The following is a 17,878-nucleotide window of genomic DNA, read 5'->3' as shown; positions in this document are numbered from 1 at the left end:
CCCACCCCGTTTCGCCGCTCGGCCGCCCAGGAGCCACCCTTGCCCCGCCTGTCCCCACGGTCACTCACGTCGCTCGCCCCCGCCTTGCCGACCCGTTTGTCAGTCCCGGGCCGTAGGGTGGTCGCGCTATGACGAAGCCCTCACTCCCCGAACTCCTGCACGCCGCCGTCACCGCCGTCGGCGGAACGGAGCGTCCCGGCCAGGTGGCCATGGCCGAAGCCGTCGAGGAAGCCATCGACGGCGGCTCCCACCTGCTCGTCCAGGCCGGCACCGGCACCGGAAAGTCGCTGGGGTACCTGGTGCCCGCGCTGGCGCACGGCGAGCGGGTGGTCGTGGCCACGGCGACCCTGGCCCTGCAGCGCCAGCTGGTCGAGCGGGACCTGCCCCGCACGGTCGACGCGCTCCATCCCCAGCTGCGCCGCCGTCCCGAGTTCGCGATGCTCAAGGGCCGGTCGAACTATCTGTGCCTGCACCGGCTGCACGAGGGCATGCCGCAGGACGAGGAGGAGGGCCTCTTCGACCAGTTCGAGGCCGCCGCCCCCACCAGCAAACTGGGCCAGGACCTGCTGCGGATGCGCGACTGGGCGGACGAGACCGAGACCGGCGACCGCGACGACCTCACGCCGGGCGTCTCCGACCGCGCCTGGGCGCAGGTGTCGGTGTCCTCCCGGGAGTGCCTGGGCGCCTCGAAGTGTGCCTACGGCGCCGAGTGCTTCGCCGAGTCGGCCCGTGAGCGGGCCAAGCTCTCCGAGGTCGTCGTCACCAATCACGCGCTGCTCGCGATCGACGCCATCGAGGGCGCGCCCGTCCTGCCGCAGCACGAGGTGCTGATCGTCGACGAGGCGCACGAGCTGGTCTCCCGGGTCACCGGAGTCGCCACCGGCGAGCTGACCCCCGGCCAGGTCAACCGTGCGGTGCGCCGTGCCGCGAAGCTGGTGAACGAGAAGGCCGCCGACCAGCTCCAGACCGCCGCGGAGGGCTTCGAGCGGCTGATGGAGCTCGCGCTGCCGGGCCGCCTCGAGGAGGTCCCGGAGGATCTCGGCTACGCCCTGATGGCCCTGCGGGACGCCTGTCGCACGGTCATCTCGGCGATCGGGACCACCCGTGACAAGTCCGTGCAGGACGAGGACGCGGTCCGCAAGCAGGCGCTGGCCTCCGTGGAGTCCGTGCACGACGTGGCGGAGCGGATCACCAACGGCTCCGAGTGGGACGTCGTCTGGTACGAGCGCCACGACCGGTTCGGCGCCTCGCTGCGGGTCGCGCCGATGTCCGTCTCCGGACTGCTGCGGGAGAAGCTCTTCACCGACCGCTCGGTCGTCCTGACCTCCGCGACGCTGAAGCTGGGCGGCGACTTCAACGGCGTCGGGGCGTCCCTCGGCCTCGCCCCCGAGGGCACCGAGGGCGACGACGTGCCCCAGTGGAAGGGCGTCGACGTCGGCTCGCCCTTCGACTACCGCAAGCAGGGCATCCTCTACGTCGCCAAGCACCTGGCCCGCCCCGCCAGGGACGGCGACCGCGGCGACATGCTCGACGAGCTGACCGAGCTGATCCAGGCGGCGGGCGGCCGCACCCTGGGCCTGTTCTCCTCGATGCGCGCGGCCCAGCTGGCCGCCGAGGAGCTGCGCTCGCGGATCCCGGAGTACCCGATCCTCCTCCAGGGCGAGGAGACCCTCGGCGAGCTGATCAAGAACTTCGCGGCCGACCCCGGGACCTGCCTCTTCGGCACCCTGTCCCTGTGGCAGGGCGTCGACGTGCCCGGGCCCAGCTGCCAGCTGGTCGTCATGGACAAGATCCCGTTCCCGCGTCCCGACGACCCCCTGATGAGCGCACGCCAGAAGGCGGTGGAGGAGGCAGGGGGCAACGGCTTCATGGCGGTCGCCGCCACCCACGCCGCGCTGCTCATGGCGCAGGGCGCGGGCAGGCTGGTCCGCGCGTCGGGCGACCGCGGGGTGGTCGCCGTACTCGACCAGCGACTGGCGACGGCCCGGTACGGCAGCTATCTGAAGGCGTCGCTGCCCGACTTCTGGTTCACCACGGACCGAAACCAGGTCCGCAAGTCACTCGCCGCGATCGATGCGAAGGCACGGCAGACCGAGGCCGCGGGGCAGACGGAGAGCGGCTGACAGCGCTGGGCCCCGGAACCGGCGCAGAGGTCCCGGGGCCCGGTCTGGTCGGCGGGGCGCTGTCGCGCGTACCCGCCCGCCGTGGCGCTCAGACGCGACGCAGTACGGCCACCACCTTGCCGAGGATGGTCGCGTCGTCACCGGGAATCGGCTCGTACGCCGAGTTGTGCGGGAGAAGCCAGACGTGGCCGTCCTCGCGCTTGAAGCGCTTGACGGTGGCCTCGCCTTCGAGCATCGCGGCCACGATGTCGCCGTTCTCCGCGACCGGCTGACGGCGGACCGTGACCCAGTCGCCGTCGCAGATCGCGGCCTCGATCATCGAGTCGCCGACGACCTTCAGGACGAACAGCTCACCGTCGCCGACCAGCTGCCGGGGGAGCGGGAAGACGTCCTCGACGGACTCCTCGGCCAGGATCGGACCACCGGCGGCGATCCGGCCGACCAGCGGGACGTACGAGGCGGCCGGCTTTCCGGCGGTGTCCGTGGGCTGCACCGAGGCGGCCTGGTCGGAGCCGCGCACCTCGTAGGCGCGCGGGCGGTGCGGGTCCCGGCGCAGGAAGCCCTTGCGTTCGAGTGCCATCAGCTGGTGCGCCACGGACGAGGTGCTGGAGAGACCGACGGCCTGGCCGATCTCCCGCATCGACGGCGGGTATCCGCGCCGCTGCACGGAGTCGCGGATGACCTCGATCACCCGGCGCTGGCGGTCGGTGAGCCCCGAGCTGTCCGCCCGGATGCCGGGAGGTCGTCCTGGCAGGGAGCGCTTGTGCCCCTCGGGATTCGCGGCGTCGCTCATCGCGTGCACCGGCTCAGGACGGCCCTGGGGGCGTTCCTGGGCAGTGATGGTGGCACTGTCGGCGGTGGTGGTCACGTCGGCCCCTCTCGATGGTCTCCCTGCTGCACAACGGTAGTAGCTTTCGAAAGGTTGCGCCAAACACACGTTCGAGTGAAAAAACGCGAATCGCTCGCTCGTATCGCGTGCCTGGGTGTATGGCTACCGTGGCGCCTGGCGGACAAAAGGGCTCATTGCTGTACTCTTCACCGCCGTGGTGACAACCTCCGGGATGTCACCACAGTCTGCCATCCGGCATCCCGTTCGACGGGGCGGGTCTCCCATCCGTTGCGGTAGCCCCACGTCCCCTCCCCGCGGCGCCCACCGTATCTCCGCATGCCCCGGGCGGCGCGGCCCCGACACGGCCGCGGCGCGTGCGGGCGACGGCTGGGTGCGAGTGGCGGTTGGGCGCAGGGGGGCGGCGCGGGCGGCCGCGCACGCACAGGCGCGACACGCGTGCAGGGCGTGTATGTATGAGCCAATCCCCACATCTAGTGGTTGGATAGCGAGAGCAGCCCACAAGTTGTGGTCCCCCGGGTCTTCGAGCCCGCCGCGATCGCCTATGCTGGGGGCTGCTTCGAGGGGCCTGAAGGGCCTTTCGAGGCTGTTGAGTCTGCTGTGAGGAGGGTTCGGAGGCCATGCACTGCCCCTTCTGCAGGCACCCCGACAGCCGTGTCGTCGACAGTCGTACGACCGACGACGGCACGTCGATCCGCAGGCGCCGCCAGTGCCCTGACTGCTCCCGTCGGTTCACGACCGTGGAGACGTGCTCGCTCATGGTGGTGAAGCGGTCCGGGGTCACCGAACCGTTCAGCCGCACCAAGGTGATCAACGGTGTGCGCAAGGCCTGTCAGGGCCGGCCCGTCACCGAGGACGCGCTCGCCCAGCTCGGCCAGCGGGTCGAGGAGGCGGTGCGGGCCACCGGAAGCGCCGAGCTGACCACCCACGACGTGGGGCTGGCCATCCTCGGACCGTTGCAGGAGCTCGACCTCGTCGCCTATCTGCGATTCGCCTCCGTCTACCGGGCGTTCGACTCGCTCGAGGACTTCGAGGCCGCGATCACGGAACTGAGGGAGACGACGGGGCACCCCGGCGAGGACGACACCGGCACGGGGAGCCAGGAGAACGACCGCGGGCCCACGGGGGCAGGACAGGTCCCCGAGCCCGCAGGCGCCGCCGACTGATCGGCGGGCCGGACCCGGACTTCGGCGCCCGGGCCCGGCCGGACGGCGGCGAGTGAGAAAGACCTGTTGCGGGCGGTCCGAGAGATGCCCGCAACACCAGACAGAACACCGTGCCCACGGGAACAATCGGGGCACTTCAGGGCGTTTTCGCCCGTACAGGGAGGCGGCATGACAGAGACGGCGAGCGGTCCGGCACGGAGTTCCCGCGCCAAGGGCACCAAGGCGGGCAAGGGACTCCGCGTCGAGCGCGTCCACACCACTCCCGGCGTCCACCCCTACGACGAGGTGGCCTGGGAGCGTCGTGACGTCGTCATGACCAACTGGCGCGACGGCTCGGTCAACTTCGAGCAGCGTGGCGTCGAGTTCCCCGAGTTCTGGTCGGTGAACGCGGTCAACATCGTCACCAGCAAGTACTTCCGGGGCGCCGTGGGCACCCCGCAGCGCGAGGTGAGCCTGAAGCAGCTCATCGACCGCATCGTGAAGACGTACCGGAAGGCCGGCGAGGACCACAAGTACTTCGCCTCGCCCGCCGACGCCGAGATCTTCGAGCACGAGTTGGCCTACGCCCTCCTGCACCAGATCTTCAGCTTCAACAGCCCGGTGTGGTTCAACGTCGGCACGCCCCAGCCGCAGCAGGTCTCCGCCTGCTTCATCCTGTCCGTCGACGACTCCATGGAGTCGATCCTCGACTGGTACAAGGAAGAGGGCATGATCTTCAAGGGCGGCTCCGGCGCCGGCCTGAACCTCTCCCGGATCCGCTCCTCCAAGGAACTCCTCTCCTCCGGCGGCAACGCCTCGGGACCGGTCTCCTTCATGCGCGGCGCCGACGCCTCCGCCGGCACCATCAAGTCCGGCGGCGCCACCCGCCGCGCGGCCAAGATGGTCATCCTCGACGTCGACCACCCCGACATCGAGGACTTCATCCAGACCAAGGTCAAGGAAGAGGAGAAGATCCGCGCCCTGCGCGACGCGGGCTTCGACATGGACCTGGGCGGCGACGACATCACGTCCGTCCAGTACCAGAACGCCAACAACTCGGTCCGGGTGAACGACACGTTCATGAAGGCCGTGCAGGACGGCGGCAAGTTCGGCCTGACGTCCCGCATGACCGGCGAGGTCATCGAGGAGGTCGACGCCAAGGCGCTCTTCCGCAAGATGGCCGAGGCCGCCTGGGCCTGCGCCGACCCGGGCATCCAGTACGACGACACCATCAACGCCTGGCACACCTGCCCGGAGTCCGGCCGCATCAACGGCTCGAACCCGTGCAGCGAGTACATGCACCTGGACAACACGTCCTGCAACCTCGCCTCGCTGAACCTGATGAAGTTCCTGAAGGACGACGGCTTGGGCAACCAGTCCTTCGACGCCGAGCGCTTCTCGAAGGTCGTCGAGCTGGTCATCACCGCGATGGACATCTCCATCTGCTTCGCGGACTTCCCGACCCAGAAGATCGGCGAGAACACCCGCGCCTTCCGCCAGCTCGGCATCGGCTACGCCAACCTCGGCGCCCTGCTGATGGCGACCGGCCACGCCTACGACTCCGACGGCGGCCGCGCCCTGGCCGGCGCCATCACCTCCCTGATGACCGGCACGTCGTACCGGCGCTCCGCCGAGCTGGCCGCGATCGTCGGCCCGTACGACGGCTACGCCCGCAACGCCAAGCCGCACCTGCGGGTCATGAAGCAGCACTCCGACGAGAACGCCAAGGCCGTCCGCATGGACGACCTCGACACTCCGATCTGGGCCGCCGCCACCGAGGCCTGGCAGGACGTGCTGCGCCTCGGCGAGAAGAACGGCTTCCGCAACTCCCAGGCGTCCGTCATCGCCCCGACCGGCACCATCGGCCTCGCGATGTCCTGCGACACCACCGGCCTCGAGCCCGACCTCGCCCTGGTCAAGTTCAAGAAGCTGGTCGGCGGCGGCTCGATGCAGATCGTCAACGGCACCGTCCCGCAGGCCCTGCGCCGCCTGGGCTACCAGGAGGAGCAGATCGAGGCGATCGTCGCCCACATCGCCGAGCACGGCAACGTGATCGACGCGCCCGGTCTCAAGCACGAGCACTACGAGGTGTTCGACTGCGCGATGGGCGAGCGTTCCATCTCCGCGATGGGCCACGTCCGCATGATGGCCGCCATCCAGCCGTGGATCTCCGGCGCCCTCTCCAAGACGGTCAACCTGCCGGAGTCGGCGACCGTCGAGGACGTCGAGGAGGTCTACTTCGAGGCCTGGAAGATGGGCGTCAAGGCGCTCGCCATCTACCGCGACAACTGCAAGGTCGGCCAGCCCCTCTCCGCCAAGACCAAGTCCGCCAAGGACGAGAAGGCGGAGATCACCGAGAAGACCGAGGCGGCCATCCGCGAGACGGTCGAGAAGGTCGTCGAGTACCGCCCGGTCCGCAAGCGCCTTCCGAAGGGACGCCCCGGCATCACCACGTCCTTCACCGTCGGCGGCGCCGAGGGCTACATGACCGCCAACTCCTACCCGGACGACGGTCTCGGCGAGGTCTTCCTCAAGATGTCCAAGCAGGGCTCGACCCTCGCGGGCATGATGGACGCCTTCTCCATCGCGGTCTCCGTCGGCCTCCAGTACGGCGTGCCGCTGGAGACGTACGTCTCGAAGTTCACCAACATGCGCTTCGAGCCGGCCGGCATGACGGACGACCCGGACGTGCGGATGGCGCAGTCGATCGTCGACTACATCTTCCGCCGCCTGGCGCTGGACTTCCTGCCCTTCGAGACGCGCTCCGCGCTCGGCATCCACTCCGCCGAGGAGCGCCAGCGCCACCTGGAGACCGGGTCGTACGAGCCGTCCGACGACGAGCTGGACGTCGAGGGCCTGGCCCAGTCGGCGCCCCGCGCCCAGGAGCTGGTGGCCGTCGCCACGCCGAAGGCCGAGGCCGAGGCCGCCAAGCCCGCTCCGCAGCAGGCGCACACCAGCGCCGAGCTGGTGGAGATGCAGCTGGGCATCCAGGCCGACGCCCCGCTCTGCTTCTCCTGCGGCACGAAGATGCAGCGCGCCGGCTCCTGCTACATCTGCGAGGGCTGCGGCTCGACCAGCGGTTGCAGCTGACGCGTAGTCGCTCCAGCCGCCCATGAGTAAGGGGCGCCCGCCAATGGTGGGCGCCCCTTACTCATCCACCGGCAACGTCAGGGGCGCCGTGCCGCGCCCATCACCCGGGTGAACGTCGCGGGATCGCCGTCGAAGCCGTGCACGCCGGCGCGGAACTCCCACGCCCCCGCCTCGTCCCGGACGAACTCCGCGACCGTCGCCGCGGTGGCGGCCGGAACGCCGGCGAAGTCCTCCGCGGCCAGGTCCGTGTAGCCCTCGCGGATGCGCAGGCCCGGGGCGGCCACGTCGCGGAAGGTCCGGTCCTCGGTGTGCTGCTGGATGGCGACGCCCACCACCACGCGCGCGTACCGGGCGTCCAGCCGCTCCAGCTCCAGGGTCATGACCTCGTCGAAACCGAAGCCCTTGCCGTCCTTGCTGTCCCGGTTGAGGTAGATCGTGCCGTCGGGCGAGCGGCTGTCGAAGTGCACCACGTAGACCGGGGTCCCGTACGGGTCACCGGCCGGATAGGTCCCGGCGACGAGGTCCAGATCGGTGGGTGGCTCTCCCGCCGGACTCGGGTCCCACCGCAGCGCGACCTCGACCTTGCCCATGCCCTTGCTGAGGCCGTTCACAGACTTCCCCTTCCCAGGTCCCCCCGCCCCGCCCGGGCCACCTGAACTGCCGGGCGGTGGCGGCCGGTTGTCCATCCTGCCACGCACCGGGACGGGCGTGCGGGCAAGCGGTCCCGCGGAGAGCGACCGGCGCCGGGTTCGCTGGCCTTACCATGGCGCGGTGCTGGTCAAGTGGATTCGCTGCACCGTGGTGGACCGCCGCGGTTTCGAACGGGGGCAGCGGAAGTGGGCGGGGCTTCCGGGGGAGCCGGGTTTTCGGGGACAGGGGGGTGGCTGGAGCCGGGGGCGGCCGGACGTGGCGCACGTCTTCGCCTTCTGGGAGAGCCGTGCCTTCTACGACTCCTTCATGGCCCGTTCCCACGACAGGCTGGCCTCGGCCCAGGTGGGCACGTTCAAGGACGCCCAGGTCAGGCTCTTCGACTACCGCTTCGACGTGAAGACCGGGTTCGAGCCGCGCTTCACCGACGCCGACCTGCTGCGGGTGGCGCTGTGCCGGGTCCACGAGGAGCGGTCGGAGCACTACGTCCTCATGCAGGAGAAGGTCTGGAACCCGGCGATGGCCGGCTCGCCCGGCATGATCCGCGGCCTGTTCGGCGAGGCCCCGGGGAACGGGTACAACGAGTACCTAGTGCTGTCCATGTGGCTGTCGGCCGCCGAACACGGGAAGTACCGCACCGAGCGGGTGGAGCGGCTCGCCCTGCGCGCCCAGACGGAGGCCGACATCGCGGCGCTCACGGGCGACATCGTGCAACTGGAACCTTCCTGGACCGTGTGAACGTTTGAGATCCGGACCCGCATACCCGCATACCTCTCCCAGGTGTGGAAACTGTGTGACGTACGCCGTACGGGGCTCGTACGGGTGCTTGGTTCCGCCCGTCTCGATCTAGGGTTCTGGCATGGCACGACCACGGCGCATCGTTCTTGTCCGGCACGGCGAGTCGACCGGCAACGTCGATGACACCGTGTACGAGCGCGAACCCGACCACGCGCTCGCCCTCACCGACCGGGGCCGGGCGCAGGCCGAGGAGACCGGCAAGGGGCTGCGCGAGGTGTTCGGCAGCGAGCGGATCAGCGTGTACGTCTCCCCGTACCGCCGCACCCACGAGACGCTCCGCGCCTTCCGCCTCGACCCGGACCTCATACGGATACGTGAGGAGCCCCGGCTGCGGGAGCAGGACTGGGGCAACTGGCAGGACCGCGACGACGTGCGCCTGCAGAAGGCCTACCGCGACGCCTACGGGCACTTCTTCTACCGCTTTGCCCAGGGCGAGTCCGGCGCCGACGTGTACGACCGGGTCGGCGGCTTCCTGGAGAGCCTGTTCCGCAGCTTCGACGACCCGGACCATCCCCCGAACGTGCTGCTGGTGACGCACGGACTGGCCATGCGGCTGTTCTGCATGAGGTGGTTCCACTGGACGGTCGCGGAGTTCGAGTCGCTGTCCAACCCCGGGAACGCCGAGATGCGGATGCTCGTTCTCGGTGAGGACGGCAAGTACAGCCTTGACCGGCCCTTCGAACGCTGGCGAGATCCGGAACCGTACGGGATCACCGGATAGAGTGGCGGGGCGATGACCCTTCATTCCTCTTCTGACGGGCGCCTGGACCGCGCCCTTTCCAGCCTGCGCGGACTTTCGGTGGGGGACGCGCTCGGCTCACAGTTCTTCGTTCCCGCGAACTACCCGCTGTTGGGGCGCCGCGAGCTGCCGTCCGGTACCTGGCAGTGGACGGACGACACGGAGATGGCCTGTTCCGTCGTCTCCGTCCTGGCCGCCCACCACCGCATCGACCAGGACGCCCTGGCACACTCCTTCGCCCACCACCACGACTTCGACCGGGGTTACGGCCCCGCGGTCAACCGGCTGCTGCGGCTGGTCCGCGAAGGCGGCGACTGGCGCGAGCTGGCCGCGGCGCTGTTCAACGGCCAGGGCTCGTGGGGCAACGGCGCCGCCATGCGCATCGCCCCGCTCGGTGCCTGGTACGCGGACGATCCGGAGCAGGCGACCCACCAGGCGGAGATCTCGGCCTACCCGACACACCAGCACCGTGAGGCCGTGGTCGGTGCCATGGCCGTCGCGGCGGCCGCGGCGCTGGCCGCCGATCCGTCCGGCCCGCCCACAGCGCACACGCTCCTCGACGGGGTGATCGCGCTCGTACCGAAGAGCGCGGTGGGCGCAGGGCTGCGACGCGCCCGGGACATGCTCGACTACGGCGACGCGGCCACGGTGGCGGCGGTCCTGGGCTGCGGTCGGCGTACGACCGCCCATGACACGGTCCCCTTCGCCCTGTGGTCCGCGGCGCGCGCCCTCCGGGACTACGAGACGGCGTTCTGGACCACCGCCCAGGTCGGCGGGGACGTGGACACCACCTGTGCCATCGTGGGCGGGGTGATCGCGGCCGGCAAGGCTGGGGCGCCCCCGGCCGAGTGGGCGGAGCGGGTCGAGGCGCTGCCCGCCTGGATGGCGACGCCGGCCTGACCCGGCCCCTCGACGGAAACTCTCCGTGTGCGTCGGGAACTCTGCGTGACCGCCAGTGCGTTGTCATGACAACCGCTGCCCGGGGCACCGCCTCCGGGCAGACAGGAAGGTCATGGGGGTGGGACGTGGACGCGCTGTCGGTGTTCGTCGCGCTGCTGTCCGTCGTGCTGTGCGTCGTGCTGTCCGCCGCCCCGCTCGGCCGGCCGGTCGCCCGGTCGGACGCGAGCAGGCGGGGCGGGCCCCGGCGGGCGGGGGCGACTCCCACCTGTCGCCCCCGCCCGGCCCGGGGCGCCGGGGCGTCAGCCCATACCCGGTCCGGCGGTGCCGGACAGGGCGTCCAGGTCGCTCTTGCGCACCCGTATCACCAGCCAGGCCGTGGCCAGCGCGAGCACGGCCATGGCCGCCGCCGGGATGAAGGCGGCCGAGATGCCCTGTGCCAGCACGTCGTGCGACCAAGGCGCGGGCAGCTGGTGCGTCTGGGCGAACTCCGCCTTCTGCTCCGGCGAACCGTTGGTGAGGAAGTCGGGCACCTGCTTCTCCGCCTCGTCCTTGCTGGCCGTGCCGAAGACCGTCGTCAGGATGGCGAGGCCGATGGATCCGCCCACCTGTTGCATCGCGTTGAGCAGCCCCGACGCCGCGCCCGCCTCGTGCTGGGCGACGCCGGAGACCGCGGTCAGCGTCAGCGTGACGAAGTTCAGCCCCATGCCGAAGCCGAAGATCAGCATCGGTCCCAGGATTCCGCCGACGTACGAGCTGTCGGAGCTGATGAGCGCCTGCCAGCCGAGCCCGAGCGCCGCGAGCGCCGAGCCCGCGATCATGAACGGCTTGGGGCCGAACACGGGCAGGAAGCGCTGCGACAGTCCGGCACCGAGCGCGATCACGACCGTGACCGGCAGGAAGGCCAGTCCGGCCTCGATGGGGGTGTAGCCGAGCACGTTCTGCACGAACAGCACGATGTAGAAGAACATGCCGAACATCGCCGCGGCCAGGCTCAGCATGATCACGTACGTGCCGGAGCGGTTGCGGTCGGCGAACATCTTCAGCGGGGTGATCGGTTCCTTGGCCCGCTGCTCGATGAGGACGAAGGCCAGCAGCAGGACCGCGGCGGCCGCGAAGGAGCCGATGGTCAGGTTGTCCCGCCAGCCCTCGTCCGCGGCCCGGATGAAGCCGTAGACGAGAGATGCCATGCCCGCCGTCGAGGTGACCGCCCCGGCGATGTCGAAGCGGCCGGAGTGCCGTTCGGACTCGCTGATGTACAGCGGCGCGAGCACGGCGATCAGTATGCCGATCGGCACGTTGACGAAGAGCACCCAGCGCCAGTCGAGCCACTCGGTGAGCATGCCGCCCGCCAGCAGGCCGATGGCACCGCCACCCGCGGAGACGGCGGCGAAGACGCCGAAGGCCCGGTTGCGTTCCGGCCCCTCGGGGAAGGTGGTGGTTATGAGGGCCAGCGACGTGGGCGACGCGATCGCGCCTCCCACGCCCTGCAGGACGCGCGCGGCCAGCAGCTGCCAGGGTTCCTGGGCGAAGCCGCCGAGCAGCGACGCGAAGGTGAACAGCAGGATGCCCGTCATGAAGACCCGGCGCCTGCCGAGGATGTCACCGGCTCGGCCGCCGAGCAGGAGCAGGCCGCCGAAGGTGAGCGTGTAGGCGCTGACGACCCAGGTGAGGTCCGTGGTGCTGAACTCGAGCGCGTTCTGGATGTGCGGGAGCGCGATGTTCACAATCGTCGCGTCGAGTACGACCATGAGTTGGCAGGCCGCGATGACGGCGAGTGCGATGCCGGGATGCCCCTCCCGGCGGGCCGCTCCCGGCTTCTTGTCTTTGATCAGAGAAGAGGTTGTCACTATGTGTCCCCACGAACGATTTAGTGAACGCTCGCGTTCACTGTTGCTTCGACGTTAGCGACCCGGAGACAGTGAACGCAACCGTTCACTTGTCGTGTCGTCGCGCGTCCGGTCCTCCGTCGCGGCCGCGCGATGTGTGCCTTTTCCCGAATACCCGTTTTCACCGCTTTCTGGAGACCTCCGACATGGTTGCTTCGCACTGGGCGTCCGCTTCCGCCCAGACGCCCTCCCGCCGGCGTGGCGCGGTCCTGGAGCGCGCGATCCTCGAGGCCGCGCTGGACCAGCTCGGGACCGTCGGCTGGAACGGGCTGACGATGGAGGGGGTGGCCGCGGGCGCGCAGACCGGCAAGGCCGCCGTCTACCGGCGCTGGCCCTCCAAGGAAGACCTGGTCGCTGACGCGCTGCGGTCCGGGCTGCCGGACTTCGACACGGCCCCCGACCGTGGCAACGTGCGCGAGGACCTGCTGGAGCTGTGCCGCAGGGCGCGCGACGCGATGTTCTCCCGGCCCGGCTCCGCTCTGCGCTCCGTGATTCACGAATGCGACACCACGCAGGCCGAGCGCTTCCACGCGGTGATCGTCAAGGGTGTCGTCGAGCCGACCCTCAAGCTGCTCTGTGAGGTCATCGAGCGTGGAGTGGAGCGGGGAGAGGTCCGGCGCGACGCGGCCAACGGATACGTCTGCGACGCCATCCCGGCGATGATGATGTACCGCTCCAAGATTTGTGCAAGTGAATGGACGGATCGCGAGCTCGAGGAAATGATCGACCAGTTGATGATCCCGCTGCTGCGGCCCGACAGCCCCTGACCCCGCGCGGCGAGGAGGCCGTTCCCGCTTCGGGCGACCGGGGTGTCGCCCGGCGATCGCGGCGGCGTACGCTAGGGGCGCCATGCCGTACGAACCGCCTACTCACACCGTCGAGCGCTCCCTTCGCGCCACGACCGGAGCGAAGATCATTGCCGGTGTCGACGAGGTGGGGCGCGGTGCGTGGGCCGGCCCGGTCACCGTCTGTGCCGCGATCACCGGACTGCGCCGACCCCCGGTCGGTCTGACCGACTCCAAGCTGCTCACCATCAAGCGACGCACCGAACTCGAGGTGGAGTTGCGGACCTGGGTCACGTCCTACGCCCTGGGTCACGCCTCCCCGGAGGAGATCGACGCGCTGGGGATGACCGCCGCGCTGCGACTGGCTGCGGTGCGGGCCCTGGATACCCTGCCCGTCCGCCCCGACGCCGTCATCCTCGACGGCAAGCACGACTATCTCGGGGCCCCTTGGCGGGTTCGCACGGTGATCAAGGGCGATCAGTCCTGCATCGCCGTCGCGGCGGCCTCGGTGCTCGCCAAGGTCCAGCGCGACAAAATGATGGCCGAACTGGGTGTCGACCATGCAGACTTCGGTTTCGCGGACAACGCCGGGTATCCGTCGCCCGTGCACAAGGCGGCACTGGAGGAGCGGGGCCCCACCCCGCACCACCGGTTGTCGTGGGCGTATCTTGATGCGCTGCCCCAGTGGCGGCACCTCAAGAAGGTCCGCAGTTGGGTGGAGGGAAGCGTTCCGGAAATCGAGGGTCAGCTCGGATTCGATTTCTGACCGTTCCGCTCGCAGGTATGTGCCACCCGCCGACGCGAGCCGCACCAACGTTTGATAAATATCAGCTCATGCCTCTCATTCCCGAGGAGCCTCAGATTCACGAGAAGGCCCAGGGTCCCCGCGCCACTCCGGCCAGTGGCCGCACCGCGCCGACCCCCCGCCCCGTACCCGGCCCCCGTCCCGCGGCTCCGCCGCGCCCCGGCCGTCCCGGCCCGGTGCGGCCGGCACCGCCGGCGCAACGCGCACCGCGCGACACGGCCGCCGAACCCGGACCTTCGGGTCCGGCCGCACCGTCCACCCCGGAAGCCACCTCGGCCGCCCCGCAGATCCAGTTGATCCCGGCCACCCCCGACGGCGCGCTCGACGCCGCCGAAGAGGCCGTGGACCTGCTGCTGGACTCGGGTCGTACCCCCGGAGACGTGCTGGTGATCACCACCGGCGAACTCCACCCGTGGGCGGCCCACGAACTGTCCTTCGGCGATGCCGCCTACTGGGCGCAGCACGACGCGGGCGACGACGTCTTCTACACCGACGCCGCCGTCGCCGACCGTGCCGCGTCGCGGGCCGTGGTCGTGGTCGCGTTCAACGGAGGCCCCGAGGCCGCCGCTGTCACCGCCCTGACCGTGGCCCACTCCCGGGCCGGTGCCCTGCTGATCGTCTGCGGTGATCCGCAGCGGATCAACTCGGTGCTGGGCGCGGGCGTCTGAGCCCGTTCCGCCGAGCGCGGCGGACACGGGTGTGACACAGGGGGCGCCGGCCGGAGCCCTCGGCACGGTGGACACTCCGGCCTGACCGGGTGCCCGGAGGGCCTCCGGCGCCGGACGCCCGGCGCGGTCGGCGCCGACGGGTCTCGCACCGGTCGGGTCGGGTCACGAGCGAACAGCGCGACGGCCCGGGCCGCGACCCCGTCGTGGCCCGTGGCCTCCATCGGGGCGGCCTCGCCGGGTCCGCCCCGCCGCGGTGCTCAGCGGGCCGCGGCGCGGCGCAGCACGTCCGAGGCGACACCACCGGTGCGTGGCGGCGGAGGAGGCGACTCCGCCGTGGCGAAGGGCTCCGGCGCCGACGCCGCGTTGGGCCGACGCCCGCCGCGGCCCTCGCCCAGGACCTGCCAGCCGTCCCGGGTCAGCGTGATGTACGCGCCGCAGCGCAGCCCGTGCAGTGTGCACGCGTCCCGCAGCCCCCACATCCACGCGCCGTCCTCCTGCGTCCAGCGTCCGTCGCCCTCACGGCAGTAGAGCAGCACGGCGGTGCGCACCGGAGTGCGGCGGCGCAGGTCGTGCGGGATGACACGGCGCAGCTGGGAGAGCAGCGCGTTGCGGAACATCCATCCGTCGGCGGGCGCGCGGCGGCTGGTGAACGAGGCGCTGGCGCGCAGGCGTTCGTCCGGGTCGAGTACGGCCACGACCGCCGTCGCCGGCTCGGGACGGTGCCGTGAGTGCAGCCCGGTGACGACCTCGCGGGGATTGCGCAGCAGCGGGATTCCGGCGGCGGCCCACTCCGCCGGTTCGAGCATGCGAGTGGCGGAAACGGCGGACGACGAAAACGAGGCCGCCGAGGACGGAGCGAATCCGAAGGTCACGTTCCTCCCTTCGGCTACGCGCCCACACTGCGGGCAGGGTCGGTATCGGGGAGCGCGCACCGCAGCGAAGCCCTGCCGGGTCACGGCGGGCCGTGCGGGGAGCGGACTTCAATTCTTCCTGTCGAACTTGGATGCGGCAACGAGCAATTGAGACCGAGGACCCATATCGGCCGATGTGCGTTCTATATCCCTACCCGGAGTGTCACCGGGCGACGCATGGGGCACGGCACACGCCACGGCCTGTTCCGGATTCGCCGATTGTCAGTGCCATCGGGTTGCATGGAGGCATGGACCACGTGGAACTCCGGACCGAAGCCGACGCCGTCCTCGCCGAGCTCGTCGGTGACCGTGAGGGCTCGGCACGGCTGCGGGAGGATCAGTGGCAGGCGGTGGCGGCCCTGGTGGAGGAGCACCGGCGGGCCCTGGTGGTGCAGCGCACCGGCTGGGGCAAGTCGGCGGTGTACTTCGTCGCCACCGCCCTGCTGCGCCGCCGTGGCGCCGGACCCACGGTGATCATCTCGCCGCTGCTGGCGCTGATGCGGAACCAGGTCGAGGCGGCCGCGCGGGCGGGGATCCGGGCGCGCACGATCAACTCGGCGAACCCGGAGGACTGGGAAGCGATCTACGGGGAGGTCGAGCGGGGTGAGACGGATGTCCTCCTGGTGAGCCCGGAACGCCTCAACTCCGTCGACTTCCGCGATCAAGTACTGCCGAGGCTCGCGGCCACGACCGGCCTGCTGGTGGTGGACGAGGCGCACTGCATCTCCGACTGGGGGCACGACTTCCGCCCCGACTACCGCAGGCTGCGCACGATGCTGGCCGAGCTGCCGGCCGGGGTGCCGGTGCTGGCCACCACGGCGACCGCCAACGCGCGGGTCACGGCCGACGTGGCCGAGCAACTGGGCACCGGCGCCGGGGACGCTCTGGTACTGCGGGGGCCGCTCGACCGGGAGAGCCTCCGGCTGGGCGTGCTCGTGCTGCCGGACGCGGCGCACCGGCTGGCGTGGCTGGGGGAGAGGCTGGGCGAGCTGCCCGGTTCCGGGATCATCTACACCCTGACGGTGGCCGCGGCGGAGGAGATCGCGGCGTTCCTGCGGCAGCGCGGATATCCGGTGGCCTCCTACACGGGGAAGACGGAGAACGCCGACCGGTTGCAGGCGGAGGAGGATCTGCTGGCCAACCGGGTGAAGGCACTCGTGGCGACGTCGGCGCTGGGCATGGGCTTCGACAAGCCCGACCTGGGCTTCGTCGTACATGTGGGGTCGCCCTCGTCCCCCATCGCCTACTACCAGCAGGTGGGACGTGCCGGGCGCGGCGTGGACCATGCGGACGTCCTGCTGCTGCCCGGACGGGAGGACGAGGCGATCTGGGCGTACTTCGCCTCGGTGGGCTTCCCGCCGGAGGAGCAGGTCCGGCGCACGCTGGCGGTGCTGGAGGAGGCGGGGCGGCCCATGTCGCTCCCGGCGCTCGAGCCGCTGGTGGACCTTCGCCGATCGCGGCTGGAGACCATGCTCAAGGTCCTGGACGTGGACGGCGCGGTCAAGCGGGTCAAGGGCGGCTGGGCCGCCACGGGACAGGCGTGGGCGTACGACGCCGAGCGGTACGCCTGGGTGGCCCGGCAGCGGCAGGCCGAGCAGCAGGCCATGCGGGACTACGTGTCCACCACGCGGTGCCGGATGGAGTTCCTGCAGCGGCAGCTGGACGACGAGAAGGCGGCCCCGTGCGGCCGCTGCGACACCTGCGCCGGCCCCTGGCTCGACCCCGCCGTCTCCGCCGCGGCCCTCGCGGCGGCGACGGGCGAGCTGGACCGTCCGGGCGTGCAGGTCGAGCCGCGCAAGATGTGGCCGACCGGCCTCGCCGCGGTGGGCATGGACCTCAAGGGCCGCATTCCCGCAGGTCGGCAGGCCCTCACCGGGCGGGCGCTGGGAAGACTGTCGGACATCGGCTGGGGCAACCGTCTGCGGCCCCTCCTGTCGGCGCAGGCCGCGGACGGCCCGGTCCCGGACGACGTGCTGCGGGCCGTCGTGACGGTGCTGGCCGACTGGGCCCGCTCACCGGGTGGCTGGGCCACCGGCTCTCCCGACGCGGTGGCGAGGCCCGTGGGCGTCGTCGCCGTGCCCTCCCGCGCCCGGCCCCAGCTGGTCGGCTCACTGGCCGAGGGAGTGGCGCGGGTCGGCAGGCTCCCGCTGCTGGGCAGCCTCGCCCACACCCCCCACGCCGACGAGTACGCCGCCCACCGCAGCAACTCCGCCCAGCGGCTGCGGGCCCTGGCCGAGTCGTTCACCGTGCCCGGCGAGCTCGCCGCGGCGCTGGCCGCCACGGACGGTCCGGTCCTGCTCGTCGACGACTTCACCGACTCCGGCTGGACCCTGGCCGTCGGCGCACGCCTCCTGCGGCAGGCCGGTGCAGACGAGGTCCTCCCGCTCGTCCTGGCCCTGGCCGGATGACGGATTCCGGCCCTCGGAGGCGGTCGTCCGGCCAGGCGTCGGGGCCTGGTGGGGCGGCTGGGACGGCACGTCGATGCGGTCTCCGATGGCAGGGGTCGCCCGGTGTGACGTGCCCCTGCCGATAG

At 71.0% G+C, this 17,878-nt stretch carries 14 protein-coding genes; 10 read left to right on the top strand and 4 right to left on the bottom strand.

Features of this window, described 5'->3' with window-relative positions:
- The first annotated feature begins 128 nt into the window (after positions 1–128).
- On the top strand, positions 129–2,123 hold the full coding sequence (locus Sru02f_RS29000; RefSeq protein ID WP_109029934.1) for an ATP-dependent DNA helicase: 1,995 nt from the start codon (positions 129–131) through the stop codon (positions 2,121–2,123).
- 88 nt (positions 2,124–2,211) lie between these two features.
- Here Sru02f_RS29000 and lexA read toward each other — a convergent pair whose 3' ends face one another.
- On the bottom strand, positions 2,212–2,991 hold the full coding sequence (lexA, locus tag Sru02f_RS28995) for a transcriptional repressor LexA (protein ID WP_109029933.1): 780 nt from the start codon (positions 2,989–2,991) through the stop codon (positions 2,212–2,214).
- A gap of 599 nt (positions 2,992–3,590) precedes the next feature.
- On the opposite strand from lexA, the gene nrdR reads away from it, so the two are divergent.
- A complete protein-coding gene (gene nrdR / locus Sru02f_RS28990; RefSeq protein ID WP_109029932.1) occupies positions 3,591–4,136 on the top strand; it encodes a transcriptional regulator NrdR in 546 nt (181 codons plus the stop codon).
- 168 nt (positions 4,137–4,304) lie between these two features.
- Positions 4,305–7,205 carry a vitamin B12-dependent ribonucleotide reductase gene (locus Sru02f_RS28985; RefSeq protein ID WP_109029931.1) on the top strand — a complete coding sequence of 967 codons (2,901 nt, stop codon included), beginning with the start codon at positions 4,305–4,307 and terminating at the stop codon, positions 7,203–7,205.
- A 77-nt stretch (positions 7,206–7,282) separates the two neighbouring features.
- Here the strand turns inward: Sru02f_RS28985 and Sru02f_RS28980 are convergent, their stop codons facing one another.
- Positions 7,283–7,816 carry a TerD family protein gene (locus tag Sru02f_RS28980; RefSeq protein WP_167469334.1) on the bottom strand — a complete coding sequence of 178 codons (534 nt, stop codon included), beginning with the start codon at positions 7,814–7,816 and terminating at the stop codon, positions 7,283–7,285.
- Between the two features lie 160 nt (positions 7,817–7,976).
- Between Sru02f_RS28980 and Sru02f_RS28975 the strand changes: the two genes are divergently transcribed.
- The 3 genes from Sru02f_RS28975 to Sru02f_RS28965 all read left to right on the top strand — a co-directional run bounded on the left by Sru02f_RS28975 (position 7,977) and on the right by Sru02f_RS28965 (position 10,290).
- Complete coding sequence (locus Sru02f_RS28975) at positions 7,977–8,591, top strand: YdbC family protein (protein WP_109029929.1); 615 nt, start codon at positions 7,977–7,979, stop codon at positions 8,589–8,591.
- Positions 8,592–8,712: 121 nt separating this feature from the next.
- Entirely contained in the window at positions 8,713–9,372 is a 660-nt protein-coding gene (locus Sru02f_RS28970) for a histidine phosphatase family protein (protein ID WP_109029928.1), read from the top strand.
- 12 nt (positions 9,373–9,384) lie between these two features.
- The gene (locus Sru02f_RS28965) at positions 9,385–10,290 is read left to right on the top strand and encodes an ADP-ribosylglycohydrolase family protein (protein ID WP_109029927.1); all 906 of its coding nucleotides are present in this window, start codon (positions 9,385–9,387) and stop codon (positions 10,288–10,290) included.
- 299 nt (positions 10,291–10,589) lie between these two features.
- Here Sru02f_RS28965 and Sru02f_RS28960 read toward each other — a convergent pair whose 3' ends face one another.
- On the bottom strand, positions 10,590–12,137 hold the full coding sequence (locus Sru02f_RS28960) for an MFS transporter (protein ID WP_109029926.1): 1,548 nt from the start codon (positions 12,135–12,137) through the stop codon (positions 10,590–10,592).
- Positions 12,138–12,322: 185 nt separating this feature from the next.
- On the opposite strand from Sru02f_RS28960, the gene Sru02f_RS28955 reads away from it, so the two are divergent.
- From Sru02f_RS28955 to Sru02f_RS28945, 3 genes are all read left to right on the top strand, one after another.
- Positions 12,323–12,943: a TetR/AcrR family transcriptional regulator gene (locus Sru02f_RS28955; RefSeq protein ID WP_109029925.1), complete on the top strand. Its 621-nt coding sequence runs from the start codon at positions 12,323–12,325 to the stop codon at positions 12,941–12,943.
- Between the two features lie 82 nt (positions 12,944–13,025).
- Positions 13,026–13,727: a ribonuclease HII gene (locus Sru02f_RS28950; protein ID WP_109029924.1), complete on the top strand. Its 702-nt coding sequence runs from the start codon at positions 13,026–13,028 to the stop codon at positions 13,725–13,727.
- A gap of 68 nt (positions 13,728–13,795) precedes the next feature.
- Positions 13,796–14,434 carry a hypothetical protein gene (locus tag Sru02f_RS28945; RefSeq protein WP_109029923.1) on the top strand — a complete coding sequence of 213 codons (639 nt, stop codon included), beginning with the start codon at positions 13,796–13,798 and terminating at the stop codon, positions 14,432–14,434.
- Between the two features lie 257 nt (positions 14,435–14,691).
- On the opposite strand, the gene Sru02f_RS28940 is transcribed toward Sru02f_RS28945, so the two are convergent.
- A complete protein-coding gene (locus Sru02f_RS28940; RefSeq protein ID WP_109029922.1) occupies positions 14,692–15,306 on the bottom strand; it encodes a hypothetical protein in 615 nt (204 codons plus the stop codon).
- Between the two features lie 287 nt (positions 15,307–15,593).
- Between Sru02f_RS28940 and Sru02f_RS28935 the strand changes: the two genes are divergently transcribed.
- The gene (locus Sru02f_RS28935) at positions 15,594–17,753 is read left to right on the top strand and encodes a RecQ family ATP-dependent DNA helicase (RefSeq protein ID WP_109029921.1); all 2,160 of its coding nucleotides are present in this window, start codon (positions 15,594–15,596) and stop codon (positions 17,751–17,753) included.
- Positions 17,754–17,878: the final 125 nt, after the last annotated feature.

Origin of the sequence: Streptomyces rubrogriseus, assembly GCF_027947575.1 — a bacterium.
Lineage (GTDB): Bacteria > Actinomycetota > Actinomycetes > Streptomycetales > Streptomycetaceae > Streptomyces > Streptomyces rubrogriseus.
This window is presented reverse-complemented; position numbering and strand designations above follow the sequence as displayed.